The organism is Pseudomonas sp. B21-021 (genome assembly GCF_024749205.1).
GTDB lineage: Bacteria > Pseudomonadota > Gammaproteobacteria > Pseudomonadales > Pseudomonadaceae > Aquipseudomonas > Aquipseudomonas paraglycinae.
The window spans coordinates 4,728,329-4,741,276 of the sequence record NZ_CP087192.1 but is presented as its reverse complement, the minus strand read 5'-3'; the positions used below and the strand labels follow the sequence as shown (position 1 = coordinate 4,741,276).

13 protein-coding genes are annotated in these 12,948 nt (G+C 60.7%); 8 read left to right on the top strand and 5 right to left on the bottom strand.

Translation table 11 applies throughout. The features are described 5' to 3' along the window. Nucleotides 1–86 precede the first annotated feature (86 nt). The 5 genes from LOY31_RS21155 (at nucleotide 87) to LOY31_RS21135 (ending at nucleotide 5,555) form a co-directional block, all read left to right on the top strand. The gene (locus LOY31_RS21155; RefSeq protein ID WP_258712174.1) at nucleotides 87–1,526 is read left to right on the top strand and encodes a PLP-dependent aminotransferase family protein; all 1,440 of its coding nucleotides are present in this window, start codon (nucleotides 87–89) and stop codon (nucleotides 1,524–1,526) included. A 74-nt stretch (nucleotides 1,527–1,600) separates the two neighbouring features. After that, nucleotides 1,601–2,080, top strand: a complete 480-nt coding sequence (locus tag LOY31_RS21150) for a translation initiation factor 2 (RefSeq protein WP_258713626.1) — start codon at nucleotides 1,601–1,603, stop codon at nucleotides 2,078–2,080. A gap of 166 nt (nucleotides 2,081–2,246) precedes the next feature. Continuing rightward, a complete protein-coding gene (locus LOY31_RS21145; protein ID WP_007950870.1) occupies nucleotides 2,247–2,501 on the top strand; it encodes a YkgJ family cysteine cluster protein in 255 nt (84 codons plus the stop codon). A gap of 41 nt (nucleotides 2,502–2,542) precedes the next feature. Next, nucleotides 2,543–3,148, top strand: coding sequence for an START domain-containing protein (locus LOY31_RS21140; RefSeq protein ID WP_007950871.1), 606 nt, complete (start codon nucleotides 2,543–2,545; stop codon nucleotides 3,146–3,148). Between the two features lie 313 nt (nucleotides 3,149–3,461). After that, nucleotides 3,462–5,555 carry an LTA synthase family protein gene (locus LOY31_RS21135; RefSeq protein WP_127799270.1) on the top strand — a complete coding sequence of 698 codons (2,094 nt, stop codon included), beginning with the start codon at nucleotides 3,462–3,464 and terminating at the stop codon, nucleotides 5,553–5,555. A gap of 60 nt (nucleotides 5,556–5,615) precedes the next feature. Here the strand turns inward: LOY31_RS21135 and LOY31_RS21130 are convergent, their stop codons facing one another. Beyond that, nucleotides 5,616–5,774, bottom strand: coding sequence for a DUF3309 family protein (locus LOY31_RS21130; RefSeq protein WP_169432680.1), 159 nt, complete (start codon nucleotides 5,772–5,774; stop codon nucleotides 5,616–5,618). A gap of 256 nt (nucleotides 5,775–6,030) precedes the next feature. Here LOY31_RS21130 and LOY31_RS21125 point away from each other — a divergent pair, with 256 nt between their 5' ends. The 3 genes from LOY31_RS21125 (at nucleotide 6,031) to csrA (ending at nucleotide 7,569) form a co-directional block, all read left to right on the top strand. Further along, complete coding sequence (locus LOY31_RS21125) at nucleotides 6,031–6,846, top strand: SDR family oxidoreductase (protein ID WP_258712173.1); 816 nt, start codon at nucleotides 6,031–6,033, stop codon at nucleotides 6,844–6,846. A gap of 64 nt (nucleotides 6,847–6,910) precedes the next feature. Then, on the top strand, nucleotides 6,911–7,243 hold the full coding sequence (locus tag LOY31_RS21120) for a YnfA family protein (protein ID WP_258712172.1): 333 nt from the start codon (nucleotides 6,911–6,913) through the stop codon (nucleotides 7,241–7,243). Between the two features lie 140 nt (nucleotides 7,244–7,383). Then, complete coding sequence (gene csrA, locus LOY31_RS21115) at nucleotides 7,384–7,569, top strand: carbon storage regulator CsrA (RefSeq protein WP_007950875.1); 186 nt, start codon at nucleotides 7,384–7,386, stop codon at nucleotides 7,567–7,569. 6 nt (nucleotides 7,570–7,575) lie between these two features. Here the strand turns inward: csrA and LOY31_RS21110 are convergent, their stop codons facing one another. The 4 genes from LOY31_RS21110 to LOY31_RS21095 form a co-directional block, all read right to left on the bottom strand. After that, nucleotides 7,576–7,803 carry a YheU family protein gene (locus tag LOY31_RS21110; RefSeq protein ID WP_003192759.1) on the bottom strand — a complete coding sequence of 76 codons (228 nt, stop codon included), beginning with the start codon at nucleotides 7,801–7,803 and terminating at the stop codon, nucleotides 7,576–7,578. 59 nt (nucleotides 7,804–7,862) lie between these two features. Further along, nucleotides 7,863–9,053, bottom strand: coding sequence for an osmoprotectant NAGGN system M42 family peptidase (locus LOY31_RS21105; protein ID WP_085683500.1), 1,191 nt, complete (start codon nucleotides 9,051–9,053; stop codon nucleotides 7,863–7,865). Nucleotides 9,054–9,210: 157 nt separating this feature from the next. Then, nucleotides 9,211–10,959, bottom strand: coding sequence for an N-acetylglutaminylglutamine synthetase (gene ngg, locus LOY31_RS21100; RefSeq protein ID WP_127799266.1), 1,749 nt, complete (start codon nucleotides 10,957–10,959; stop codon nucleotides 9,211–9,213). A gap of 3 nt (nucleotides 10,960–10,962) precedes the next feature. Continuing rightward, nucleotides 10,963–12,735, bottom strand: coding sequence for an N-acetylglutaminylglutamine amidotransferase (locus LOY31_RS21095; RefSeq protein WP_085607268.1), 1,773 nt, complete (start codon nucleotides 12,733–12,735; stop codon nucleotides 10,963–10,965). Between the last annotated feature and the right edge of the window lie 213 nt (nucleotides 12,736–12,948).

Here is a 12,948-nt window from a genome sequence, read left to right as displayed (position 1 = left end):
TATGGCAACTGTCCCAGTACACTTCCAAACTGTTCCGGTATTGTTTCACACAAGAATAAAACGCCCGTGAAATCGAGTGCTGCGTCATGACCAATCTCTTGCTCTACCAACGTATTGCTCAACAGCTGGCCGAAGATATCCGCCGTGGCGTCTATCAACCGGGCGAGCGCGTGCCTTCGGTGCGCAAGATGAGTTCGCAGCTCAACGTCAGCCATGCCACCGTGTTGCAGGCTTACGCGAACCTCGAGGATCAGGGCCTGATCCGCGCGCGGCCGCAGTCCGGTTACTATGTCCACCAGACTCCCGCACTGACGGCGCCCACGCCGGACATTGCCCGGGTCGAGCGGCCAGGCCTGGTCACCCGCAGCAGTATCATTCAACAAGTATTGGTCGAGTCCCGTCGTGAAGGCGTGTTCCCGCTGGGGGCGGCGGTGCCGAGTGTCGATTACTTGCCGGTACGCGCCCTGCATCAGCAACTGGCCAAGGTCACCCGCTTTCACAGCCCTCGGGCGTTCAGCTACATGTTCAGCCCGGGTTTCGAGCCGCTGCGCCGGCAGGTGGCGATTCGCATGCGTGATGCAGGTGTGGTGGTTGACCCGTCGGAAGTGGTGATCACCCACGGCTGTGTCGACGCATTGCAGATGTCGTTGCGAGTGCTGACCCGCCCCGGCGACCTGATCGCCGCCGAATCCCCCACCTATTACGGGTTGCTGCAACTGGCCGATCTGCTGGGCCTGAAAGTCATCGAGATCCCCAGCGACCCCGCCACCGGCATGAGCCTCGAAGCCCTGCAACTGGCGGCCAATCAATGGTCGATCAAGGCGCTGGTGCTGACCACTCGCCTGAGCAATCCACTCGGCGGCACCATGCCCGAAGAGCGGCAGAAACAACTGCTGCGCCTGGCCTCGGACTTCGACATCCAGATCGTCGAAGACGACATCTATGGCGAGTTGATGTTCGAGCAGGGCCGCACCAAGTCTCTCAAGGCCTACGACCGGCTCGACCGGGTGATCTACTGCTCGAGTTTTTCCAAGACGTTATCGCCCGGTGTACGCATCGGCTGGATGATCGCCGGCAAGTTCCAGCAGGAAATCCAGCGCTTGCAGACTTTCAGCACCCATTCGGCGTGCAGCGTCACGCAAATGGCCATCGCGGCGTACCTGGAAAACGGCGGCTATGACCGGCATTTAAGGTACATCCGCCAGGAATACCGAAAAAATCTCAGCGCATTCCAGCTGGCGGTTCAGCAGTACTTTCCCGAAGGCACACAAATGACCCGGCCGACTGGCGGATTCATTCTGTGGGTCAGTCTTCCGGGGAGGGTCAACACCCAGGAATTGCACGTGCGGGCGCTGCAACAGGGCATCAGCATTGCGCCGGGCCTGATCTTCAGCAACACCGAACAGTTCAACCACTGCATCCGGTTGAACTGCGGCATCCCGTGGAATCGCGAGGCGGAACGGGCGCTGATGACCCTCGGAATGCTGGCGACACAGCTCTGCCAGGAGATGGCCGGCGGATTTTGAAACAATGGCGGAGCTTGTCATGTGACGCCCAACAGGCGAGCATATGGCCCTCTGCCGTTAGCTTCGTTGGGTTCATGAAAGCGAAATTTTCTGCCGTCTGGGTTGTGCTCTGCCTGCTGATGATGGGTCATGTGCCTGGCGCCATGGCGGCCGCGGCTCAGGAAAAGACGCCGGCCGCTGCCACCGCGAAAAAACCGGTCACGGCCAAGAAAACCGTTCCAGCGAAAAAAGCTCCGCAGAAAAAGGCTGCTACTGCCAAGAAGCGCGCTCCGGTCGCTTCCAAGTCGAAGTCGGCTAAAGAAGTGGCCAAGACGCCATTGCCGTCCGCGAAGCTAGATTTGAGTCTTCCCAAAGACATGGTTCAAGAGTTGAAGCCGCCCGGCTCAGTGACGCTGCCCAAGCGCGAACCGATCCTGCCGCAGATGTTCGGTGACAAGAACAGCGGGTTCCAGCTCAACGGCCGTTTGCTCAGCAACGAAATGCAGTTGCAGCTGCGTAACGAAGAGCGCCGGGAAGTCGAAGGCGCGGCGCTGGATTTCGAGTTCAAGCAATAAATCGTCCCCATCGGTGACCCGCAGACCAGACGCTTTGTCGGAGACTGGTCAGTCACTTTCGTTTCTGCGTAAAAACCCCGGTTCAGGGAATTTAAAACAGCCGTTTAAGCGGTTACCCTGTTCCGCGTCCCTTTAACACATTGCCCGCTGCGAGGAATGCGTCGTCATGAAATGCCGTGAAGGCTGTGGCGCCTGCTGCATTGCCCCTTCCATCAGTTCGCCGATTCCAGGCATGCCCGATGGCAAACCTGCCGGTGAACGCTGCGTTCAGTTGTCGGTCGATAACCTGTGCAACATCTTCGGTCGACCGGAACGTCCGGCGGTCTGTTCAGGATTCAAGGCCGATCCCGAAGTCTGCGGCAGCAGCCAGGAAGACGCGATCAGACTGCTCGGCTGGTGGGAGCAGATGACGGCGGCGTGATGTGTCAAACGAACGGAACTTCAACAATAAGGAATAAGACTATGGGTTCGCTGCATCGTATCGCTGTGTTGTGTGGTTTGACGGCCGTGCTGGCCACCTCGGCCGCCCAGGCTGAAGACTGGAAAGTCGCCAAGAACGAGGACGGCATCAAGGTCTCCCTGAGCGAAGTGCCGGGTTCGGACTACAAGTCTTATCAGGGCGTGACCGTGATGAAGACCACCATCGCCAAACTGCGCGCCTTGCAGGAAGACGTTTCCGGTGCGTGCGCCTGGATTCACGAATGCAAGACCCAGAAACTGCTCAAGCACGAAGGCGACCAGAGCTGGACCTACACTCAGTTCAACACGCCATGGCCGGTCACCCCGCGCGATTCGATCCTGCATGTCACCACCGTTGAAGGCGCCGATGGCAGCCTGACCCGTAATCTGGAAGGCGTGCCGAAGTACCTGCCTGAAGAAAAGGGCTTTGTGCGGGTTGCTCAAGTCAAAGGCTTCTGGAAGTTCGTACCAAAAGGCGACCAGGTTGAAGTGACCTATCAGGTTCACACCGAGCCGGGCGGCAGCGTGCCGTCGATGATCGCCAACAAGTTTGTGGTCGATGCACCGTTCAACACCCTGAAAGCCTTGAAAGAACGCGCCGAGAAGTAACGGTCGCGTTCATCTGTAAACGCCCCGAAGAACTCGGGGCGTTTTGTTATCCAGGTTTATTGTGTTTCCAGATATGCGTTGGACGAAATTTTCACAAAGTCTCCAAGACAATTCGCCCGCGCTGTCTGCACCTGTCCCGGTGCGCCGTGCCTTGAATGAAAGCGTCCGGCAACGGGCACTAATCAATGGCAATGCCGCCGGTGATCGTGCAACATTTGCGCTCCGCGCAAGCCCCGGGGCCTGGAATGGCCAACAGAGGGCAGGGCGCAGCTGAATTTTTGCAACTTCAACTTCCAATGGGTCCTAAAACGACATGGCAAACCCGGACGCCCTGAGTCAGCAGCGATCTTCCAGTCGCCTGCTGCAACCGACCGTCAAATCGCATCTGGCCTACACGCTCCTGTGCGCGCTGGTCATGATGGTGATGTTTTCCGTGCTGCGCCTCGCGCTGCTGGTCTACAACCGCGAGATGATCCTCGACACCCCGGCCTCGACCTTCCTCGAAGCCTTCGCCAACGGCCTGCGCTTCGATATTCGCCTGGTGGTGTATGTCTGCATTCCGCTGGTGCTGGCGCTGTTCAGTGCCCGGGCCATGGCGGCGCGCGGGTTCTTCCGTCTGTGGCTGACTGTCGCTTCGAGCATCGCGCTGTTCCTCGGCCTGATGGAGATGGACTTCTATCGCGAGTTCCACCAGCGCCTCAACGGCCTGGTGTTCCAGTACGTGAAGGAAGACCCGAAAACCGTGATGAGCATGCTCTGGTACGGTTTCCCGGTGGTGCGCTACCTGCTGGCCTGGGCCGTGGGCACGCTGATCCTGACCCTGGCGTTCAAGGGCGCCGACCGTCTGACCCGTCCGCGTGGCCCGTTCAGCGGTGGCAACGTCGGCACCCGTCAAGTGGCGCCATGGTATGCGCGTCTGGCGGTGTTCGTGGTGTGCCTGCTGATTTGTGTGGTCGCCGCTCGCGGCACCCTGCGTCAAGGCCCGCCGCTGCGCTGGGGTGACGTGTACACCACCGATTCGAACTTCGCCAACCAGCTCGGCCTCAACGGCACGCTGTCGCTGATCGCGGCGGCCAAGGACCGGATGGGCGAGGATCGCGACAACATCTGGAAAGCCACGCTGCCGCAGGATCAGGCGCAGAAAGTGGTTCGCGAAATGCTGATGACGTCGGACGACAAACTGGTGGATGCCGATATCGCCGCCGTGCGTCGTGAATACACGCCGCCTGCCGACAAGACCCTGCCGATCAAGAACGTCGTCGTGATCCTGATGGAAAGCATGGCCGGTCACTCGGTGGGCGCACTGGGCGCGCCGGGCAACATCACGCCGTACCTCGACAAGCTGTCGAAGGAAGGCCTGCTGTTCGACCGTTTCTTCTCCAACGGCACCCATACCCACCAGGGCATGTTCGCCACCATGGCCTGCTTCCCGAACCTGCCGGGTTTCGAATACCTGATGCAGACTCCGGAAGGCAGCCACAAACTGTCCGGCCTGCCGCAGTTGCTCAGCGCTCGCGACTATGACGACGTGTACGTCTACAACGGCGACTTTGCCTGGGACAACCAGTCCGGTTTCTTCAGCAACCAGGGCATGACCAACTTCGTCGGCCGTAACGACTTCGTGAACCCGGTGTTCTCCGATCCGACCTGGGGCGTGTCCGACCAGGACATGTTCGACCGTGGTCTGGTGGAGCTCAAGGCGCGCGAAAACGGCAAGCCGTTCTACGCGCTGCTGCAGACCCTGTCCAACCACACGCCGTATGCCTTGCCGACGCCGTTGCCAGTCGAGCGCGTGACTGACCGTGGCCCGCTCAACGAGCACCTGACCGCCATGCGTTATTCGGACTGGGCGCTGGGTCAGTTCTTCGAGAAGGCCCGCAAGGAGCCGTACTTCAAGGAAACCCTGTTCGTCATCGTCGGTGACCACGGCTTCGGCAACGAGCGTCAGATCACCGAAATGGACCTGGGCCGTTTCAACGTGCCGATGCTGATGATCGCACCGGGCATCCAGGAAAAATTCGGTACTCGTGACCACACCGTGGGTACGCAGATCGACATCGTGCCGACCATCATGGGTCGCCTCGGCGGCGAAGTGCGCCATCAGTGCTGGGGCCGCGATCTGCTGAACCTGCCGCAGGGTGACACCGGTTTCGGTGTGATCAAGCCGTCGGGCAGCGAGCAGACCACCGCCATCGTCACCGCCGACCAGATCCTGGTGCTGCCGAAAGAGAAGGAAATGGCACCGAAGATCTATCAGTACGAACTGGGCGCCAACCCGCACGCCGAAGTGGTACCGGATGCACCGCGCACTGCCGAACTGAAACTCAAGCTCGAAGCGTTCCTGCAAACGGCTACCAAGAGCCTGATCGACAACACCGCCGGTGTGATTAACGGCAAGCCGGACTGATCATTCGGCGCAATAAAAAAGAGGCCCTTGAAGGGCCTCTTTTTTTTGTCGGTCAAACAGTCATATCCGACCGAGTAACAACAGCACCAACAGTACTACCAGCACCACACCGATAATGCCCGAAGGGCCATAACCCCAACTTCTGGAGTGCGGGAAGACCGGCAGACCACCGATCAGCAACAGGATCAGGATAATGATTAGAATTGTGCCCATGTCTATTTCCTTGTTGATAGTGTCTGTGAAGTCTTGGTGTTCAAGGGCGGCTGGAAGTTGAACTAAATCCAGACGGCTTACAAATTCCGACTGGTGCGCATGAAAGAAAATTCAATGTTTTTTTAAGGTATTTGGCTCGCGTGCTTATTTCGTTTGTTGTCGCGGTTTGCCCTCGCCATTCAGCAATCTGATGGAGCGTGGGTCGCTGATGATCCTTCGCTACACTCCGCGCATCTTCCCCGGAACAACAAGGCTGTCTGCTATGCAAAATCGCATGATGATCACTGGCGCGGGCTCAGGCCTGGGTCGCGAAATCGCGCTGCGCTGGGCGCGTGAAGGCTGGCAACTGGCCTTGTCCGACGTCAGCGAACCCGGTTTGCAAGAGACCCTGAAACTGGTTCGCGAGGCCGGCGGCGACGGCTTCATCCAGCGCTGCGACGTGCGCGATTACAGCCAGCTCACCGCGTTCGCCCAGGCCTGCGAAGTGAAACTTGGCGGCATCGACATCATCGTCAACAACGCCGGTGTGGCCTCGGGCGGTTTCTTCAGTGAGTTGTCGCTGGAAGACTGGGACTGGCAGATCGCGATCAACCTGATGGGCGTGGTCAAGGGCTGCAAGGCGTTCTTGCCGCTGCTGGAACAGAGCAAGGGCAAGATCATCAACATCGCCTCGATGGCCGCACTGATGCAGGGCCCGGCGATGAGCAATTACAACGTGGCCAAGGCTGGAGTGGTGGCGTTGTCGGAAAGCCTGTTGATCGAACTGGCCCAACAGGAAGTCGGGGTTCATGTGGTCTGCCCGTCATTCTTCCAGACCAATCTGCTGGATTCTTTCCGTGGCCCGACGCCGGCGATGAAAGCCCAGGTCGGCAAGTTGCTGGAAAGTTCTCCCATCACCGCCAGCGATATTGCCGACTACATCTACCAGCAAGTCGCGGCCGGCGAGTTCATGATCCTGCCCCACGAACAAGGGCGCATGGCCTGGACGCTCAAACAGAAGAACCCGCAGTTGCTGTACAACGAAATGACCGCGATGGCCGAAAAGATGCGCGCCAAGGCCAAACAGAACAACGGCTGAACTTGCCCGGGGTTCGCCGCATCGTTAGGGTGGCCGCAACAGTCACCCTGACGAGATGTCTTGCATGCTTAATTACCTGTGGTTCTTCCTCGCCGCGCTGTTCGAAATCGCCGGCTGTTTCGCGTTCTGGATGTGGCTGCGCCAGGGCAAGAGCGCCCTGTGGGTGATTCCCGCGCTGATCAGCTTGACTCTCTTTGCGCTGTTGTTGACGCGTGTCGAAGCGACCTACGCTGGTCGCGCCTATGCCGCTTACGGTGGCATCTACATCATTGCTTCGATTGGCTGGCTGGCGGTGGTCGAGCGCGTCCGCCCGTTGGGTTCGGACTGGATCGGTGTGGCGCTGTGTGTGATCGGGGCCAGTGTGATCCTGTTCGGGCCACGGTTTTCCGCGAGCTGAATCTTGCAGCCCTGAAGGAAACGTCTGAAGGCTTGCGCGACCTGATGCGTAGGGAATGACTGAATTGCCCGGCGTGCATTGTAGGGCGGTCGAAACCCGCGCATCTTCAAGGCTCGCAAACCTTGAAGGACACCCCCCCCATGCTTGTACTCAGCCGTGTTGTCGGTGAACTGATTTCCATCGGCGACAACATCACTCTGCGCGTTCTGGCGGTCAACGGCTCCAGCGTGCGGTTCGGCGTCGAAGCGCCGGAGCAGGTCGGCGTGCATCGCGCCGAGGTCTACGAACGGATTCAGCGCAAACAGGCCAGCGGCAAGGGCCGCTGACCGTTTTCAGTCGAACAGGTGCTTGGGCACGTCGTGCTTGAGCATCAACTGGCATTGCTCGCTTTCCGGATCGAAAACGATGAGCGCCTGGCCTTTGGTCAGCGCCTGGCGAACCCGCAGTACGCGGGTTTCCAGCGGCGTGTCGTCACCGTTGTCGGTACCGTCGCGGGTGACGAAATCCTCGATCAGGCGGGTGAGGGTGTCGACTTCGAGCGCGTCGTAGGGAATCAGCATGGGCACCTCGGCAAAATCAATGTCGGGATGCTACGGCGAATGATCGCCGAGGGCCAGACTCAACTGTCCGAGCGTTGCCCCACCAGGCTGTCCACCGACGGCACACGGGTGTCGCTCTCCATCTGCGTCTCGTGTTCGATCTGGTGACTGAAGCGGTCCAGTGATCCGGTGGCCGGTTGTGCATCGCTGGCGAACACCGGCGGACTCAGAATGTACGCCCCGAGCAAACGACTGAGCGCCGCGAGGCTGTCGATGTGTGTGCGTTCGTAACCGTGGGTCGCGTCGCAACCGAAGGCGAGCAGGGCAGTGCGGATGTCGTGACCGGCGGTGACCGCCGAGTGGGCGTCGCTGAAGTAATAGCGGAACAGGTCGCGGCGCACCGGCAGTTCGTGTTCACCGGCAAGACGCAACAGGTGCCGCGACAGGTGATAGTCGTAAGGCCCGCCGGAATCCTGCATCGCCACGCTCACCGCGTGTTCGCTGGAGTGCTGGCCCGGCGCGACCGGGGCGATGTCGATGCCGACGAATTCGCTGACGTCCCACGGCAATGCTGCCGCTGCACCGCTGCCGGTTTCCTCGGTGATGGTGAACAGCGGATGGCAATCGATCATCAACTCCTGACCGCTGTCGACGATGGCTTTCAGCGCTGCCAGCAGAGCGGCGACGCCGGCCTTGTCGTCCAGATGGCGGGCGCTTATGTGGCCACTTTCGGTGAATTCCGGCAGCGGATCGAACGCCACCACATCACCCACGCTGATGCCCAGCGAATCACAATCGGCGCGGGTCGCGCAGTAGGCGTCCAGACGCAGCTCGACGTGATCCCAACTGATCGGCATCTCGTCCACGGCTGTATTGAAGGCATGCCCGGAAGCCATCAATGGCAACACGCTGCCGCGAATCACACCGTTGTCGGTGAACAGGCTGACGCGGCTACCCTCGGCGAACCGGCTCGACCAGCAGCCTACCGGCGCCAGGGTCAGTCGCCCGTTGTCTTTCACCGCGCGCACGGCGGCGCCGATGGTGTCCAGATGCGCCGATACCGCACGGTCGGGGCTGTTTTTCTTGCCCTTGAGAGTGGCGCGTATCGTGCCGCGACGTGTCATCTCAAAGGGAATGCCAAGTTCCTCCAGACGCTCGGCGACGTAACGCACGATGGTGTCGGTGAATCCGGTAGGGCTGGGAATGGCGAGCATTTCCAGCAGGACTTTCTGCAGGTAGTTCAGATCCGGTTCGGGAATGTTCGTTGTCATGGAAACTCCTGATGAGTTGGGCGCATCGACGGTTTCGATGAGGGAAATTTGTGGTGTCTGGTTCGGCCTCTTCGCGAGCAAGCTCGCTCCCACATAAGCAGCGATACCCTGTGGGAGCGAGCTTGCTCGCGAAGGCGTCAATACAGACACCAGGTGATCAAGAGACAGCCGGCTGACTGTGCGGAAACAACAGATCGACAAACCGCTCCGCCGTCGGTTGCGGCTCGTGGTTGGCGAGACCCGCCCGCTCGTTGGCTTCGATGAACACGTACGCCGGTTGATCCGCCGCCGGCACCATCAGGTCGAGGCCGACCATCGGGATCTCCAGCGCTCGGGCCGCCCGCACTGCAGCGTCGGCCAGGGTCGGGTGCAGAATCGCCGTGACGTCTTCCAGCGTGCCGCCGGTGTGCAGGTTCGCGGTGCGCCGCACGAACAGATGCTCCCCGGCCGGCAGGATGCTGCTGTAGTCGTAACCGGCCGCGTGCAGGGTTCGCTGGGTTTCGTGGTCCAGCGGGATTTTGCTTTCGCCGCTGGTGGCTGCTTGCCGTCGCCGGCTCTGGGCTTCGATCAGCGCGCCGATGGAATGATGGCCGTCGCCAACCACTTCCGCCGGGCGGCGAATCGCCGCTGCAACTACCTCGAAACCGATCACCAGAATCCGCAGGTCGAAGCCTTCGTGGAAGCTTTCGAGCAGCACCCGCGTGTCGAACTGCCTGGCCGCTTCGATGGCCTGCTGCACGTCCTCGATGGTTTGCAGATCCACCGCCACGCCTTGGCCCTGTTCGCCATCCAGCGGTTTGACCACCACGCGCTGGTACTCGTCGAGAAACGCCAGATTGTCGTCCGCATTCCCCGCCAACTGTTGTGACGGCACATTCAACCCGGCAGCTTTCAGCACGTTATGAGTCAGGCTCTTGTCCTGGCACAGGTTCATGCTGATGGCGCTGGTCAGATCACTGAGGGATTCGCGGCAACGCACCCGCCGCCCGCCGTGACTGAGGGTGAACAGCCCGGCGTCGGCGTCATCCACTTGCACGTCGATGCCACGCCGATGGGCTTCCTCGACGATGATTCGCGCGTAAGGATTGAACTGCGCCTCCGGCCCCGGACCGAGGAACAGCGGCTGATTGATGCCGTTCTTGCGCTTGATGGCGAACGTCGGCAGGTTGCGGAAGCCGAGTTTGGCGTAGAGGTTTTTCGCCAGGCGGTTATCGTGCAACACCGACAGATCGAGGTAGCTCAGACCGCGACTCATGAAGTGCTCGATGAGGTGGCGCACCAGCACTTCGCCGACACCGGGGCGCGAACACTGCGGATCGACCGCCAGGCACCACAGGCTGCTGCCGTTTTCCGGGTCGTTGTAGGCCTTCTGGTGATTGAGGCCCATGACGCTGCCGATCACCGCGCCACTGTCGTCGTCTTCCGCCAGCCAGTACACCGGGCCGCCCTGATGGTGCGGGGTGAGCAGGGTGGCATCGATCGGCAGCATGCCGCGCGCCTGATACAGCTGATTGATCGCCTGCCAATCCGCGTCACTTTGTGCACGACGGATGCGGAAGCCGCGAAACACCCGGGTGGCCTGACGATAATCACTGAACCACAAGCGCAGAGTGTCGGACGGGTCAAGAAACAGTTGGGTCGGTTCCAGGCCGAGAATCTGCTGCGGCGCGGCGACGTACAAGGCAATGTCGCGCTCGCCCGGCTGTTCGTTGAGCAGTTCCCGCGCAAGGCTGGCCGGATCGGGAAAAGTGTGGCCGATCAGCAACCGGCCCCAGCCGCAATGCACCGCAATCGGCTCGGCGGCCGGCTCGCTGCCGTCCTCGGCCAGACGCGCCTGCAAGCGTTCGTAGGACGGTGTCTGACCGCGCAGTAGCCGTTGGCTGTAAGCCGTGGCGTGAGGTTTCATCGATCAGATTCCTTGTTCGCTGAGCCACAGATTCAGGGCCGCCAGTTGCCACAGCTTGGAGCCGCGCAACGGGGTCAACTGGCCTTGTGGATCGGTCAGCAATTTGTCGAGCATGGCGGGGTTGAACAGGCCGCGATCCTGACTTGGATCGAGCAGCAGTTCGCGCACCCAGTTCAGGGTATCGCCCTGCAAATGTTTGAGACCCGGCACCGGGAAGTACCCTTTCTTGCGGTCGATCACTTCGCTTGGGATGACCAGTCGCGCGGCTTCTTTCAACACCTGCTTGCCGCCGTCCGGCAGTTTGAATTTGCCCGGAACACGGGCCGACAATTCCACCAGTCGATAGTCAAGAAACGGCGTACGCGCTTCCAGGCCCCAGGCCATGGTCATGTTGTCGACGCGTTTGACCGGGTCGTCCACCAGCATCACTGTGCTGTCCAGGCGCAGGGCCTTGTCGACCGCCGCATCGGCGCCGGGCTGTGCGAAATGTTCCTTCACGAAGTCACCGGCAGCGTCATTCGCTGTCAGCCATTTCGGCTGCACCGTGGCGGCGTAGTCGTCGTAGCTGCGGTCGAAAAACGCCTCGCGATAGGCCGCATACGGATCGGCCGCGCCGTCGACTTGCGGATACCAGTGATAACCGGCGAACAACTCGTCGGCGCCCTGGCCGCTCTGCACCACCTTGCAATGCTTGGCCACTTCGCGGGACAGCAGATAGAAGGCGATGCAGTCGTGGCTGACCATCGGCTCGCTCATGGCGCGGAACGCGGCGGGCAATTGTTCGATGATCTCTTTTTCGTCGATGCGCAGTTGATGGTGCTGGGTGCCGTAGTGCTTGGCGATCAGATCGGAATACTGAAATTCGTCACCGCGCTCGCCACCGGCATCCTGGAAACCGATGGAAAAGGTCGACAGGTTCTCCACGCCAACTTCTCGCAACAGGCCGACGAGCATGCTCGAATCGACGCCGCCGGAAAGCAGCACGCCGACATCCACCGCCGCCCTTTGGCGGATCGCCACGGCTTCGCGGGTGCTGTCGAGCACGCGGTCTCGCCAGTCTTCGAGAGTCAGGTTTTTCTCGTCGTCGTGTGGGCCGTAGGGCAGGGTCCACCAGGTTTTCTGCTCGGTGGTGCCGTCCGCTTCAATGCGCATCCAGCTCGCGGGCGGCAGCTTTTCGATGCCCGCCAGCAAGGTGCGCGGCGCAGGCACCACGGCGTGGAAATTCAGGTAATGGTTGAGCGCCACCGGATCGAGGATCGGGTTGATGTCACCGCCCTTGAGCAACGCGGGCAGGGCCGAGGCAAAGCGCAAACGCTGGCCGGTGCGCGACAGGTACAGCGGCTTCACACCGAGACGGTCGCGGGCGATGAACAGACGCTGGGCATCGCGCTCCCAGATGGCGAAGGCAAACATGCCGTTGAGTTTCGGCAGCAGCGCTTCGCCCCAGGCGTGATAACCCTTGAGCAGCACTTCGGTGTCGCCGCCGGAGTAGAACGCGTAACCGAGCGCTTCGAGTTCGGCGCGCAGTTCCGGGAAGTTGTAGATCGCGCCGTTGAAGGCCAGGGACAGGCCCAGTTGGCTGTCGATCATCGGCTGCGCCGAGCCGTCCGACAGGTCCATGATTTTCAGGCGTCGATGGCCCAGGGCAATCGGCCCCTGAGCATGAAAGCCCCACGCGTCAGGGCCGCGAGGCGCCAGGTGATGGGTGATTCGCTCGATGGCTGCAAGGTCTGCAGGTTGTTGATCAAAACGTAACTCGCCAGCTAATCCGCACATAAAGTCCTTACCGGTTTTTCCGTTGGGGAGGGTGTCGCTGCACCGCGCCGAAATGGCCGGTACCCAGAAACTGACCCGGTGCGGATGTGGGAGTTTTAGAACGATCAGTTATAAGCGTGTTGGCCTGACCGGTGGCCCATTAACAGCTTGGGTGAAGGGGGAGGTAGTAGATAAGTATTCGAAACATACGGATTGCTGGTTGTTTCCCGGCCC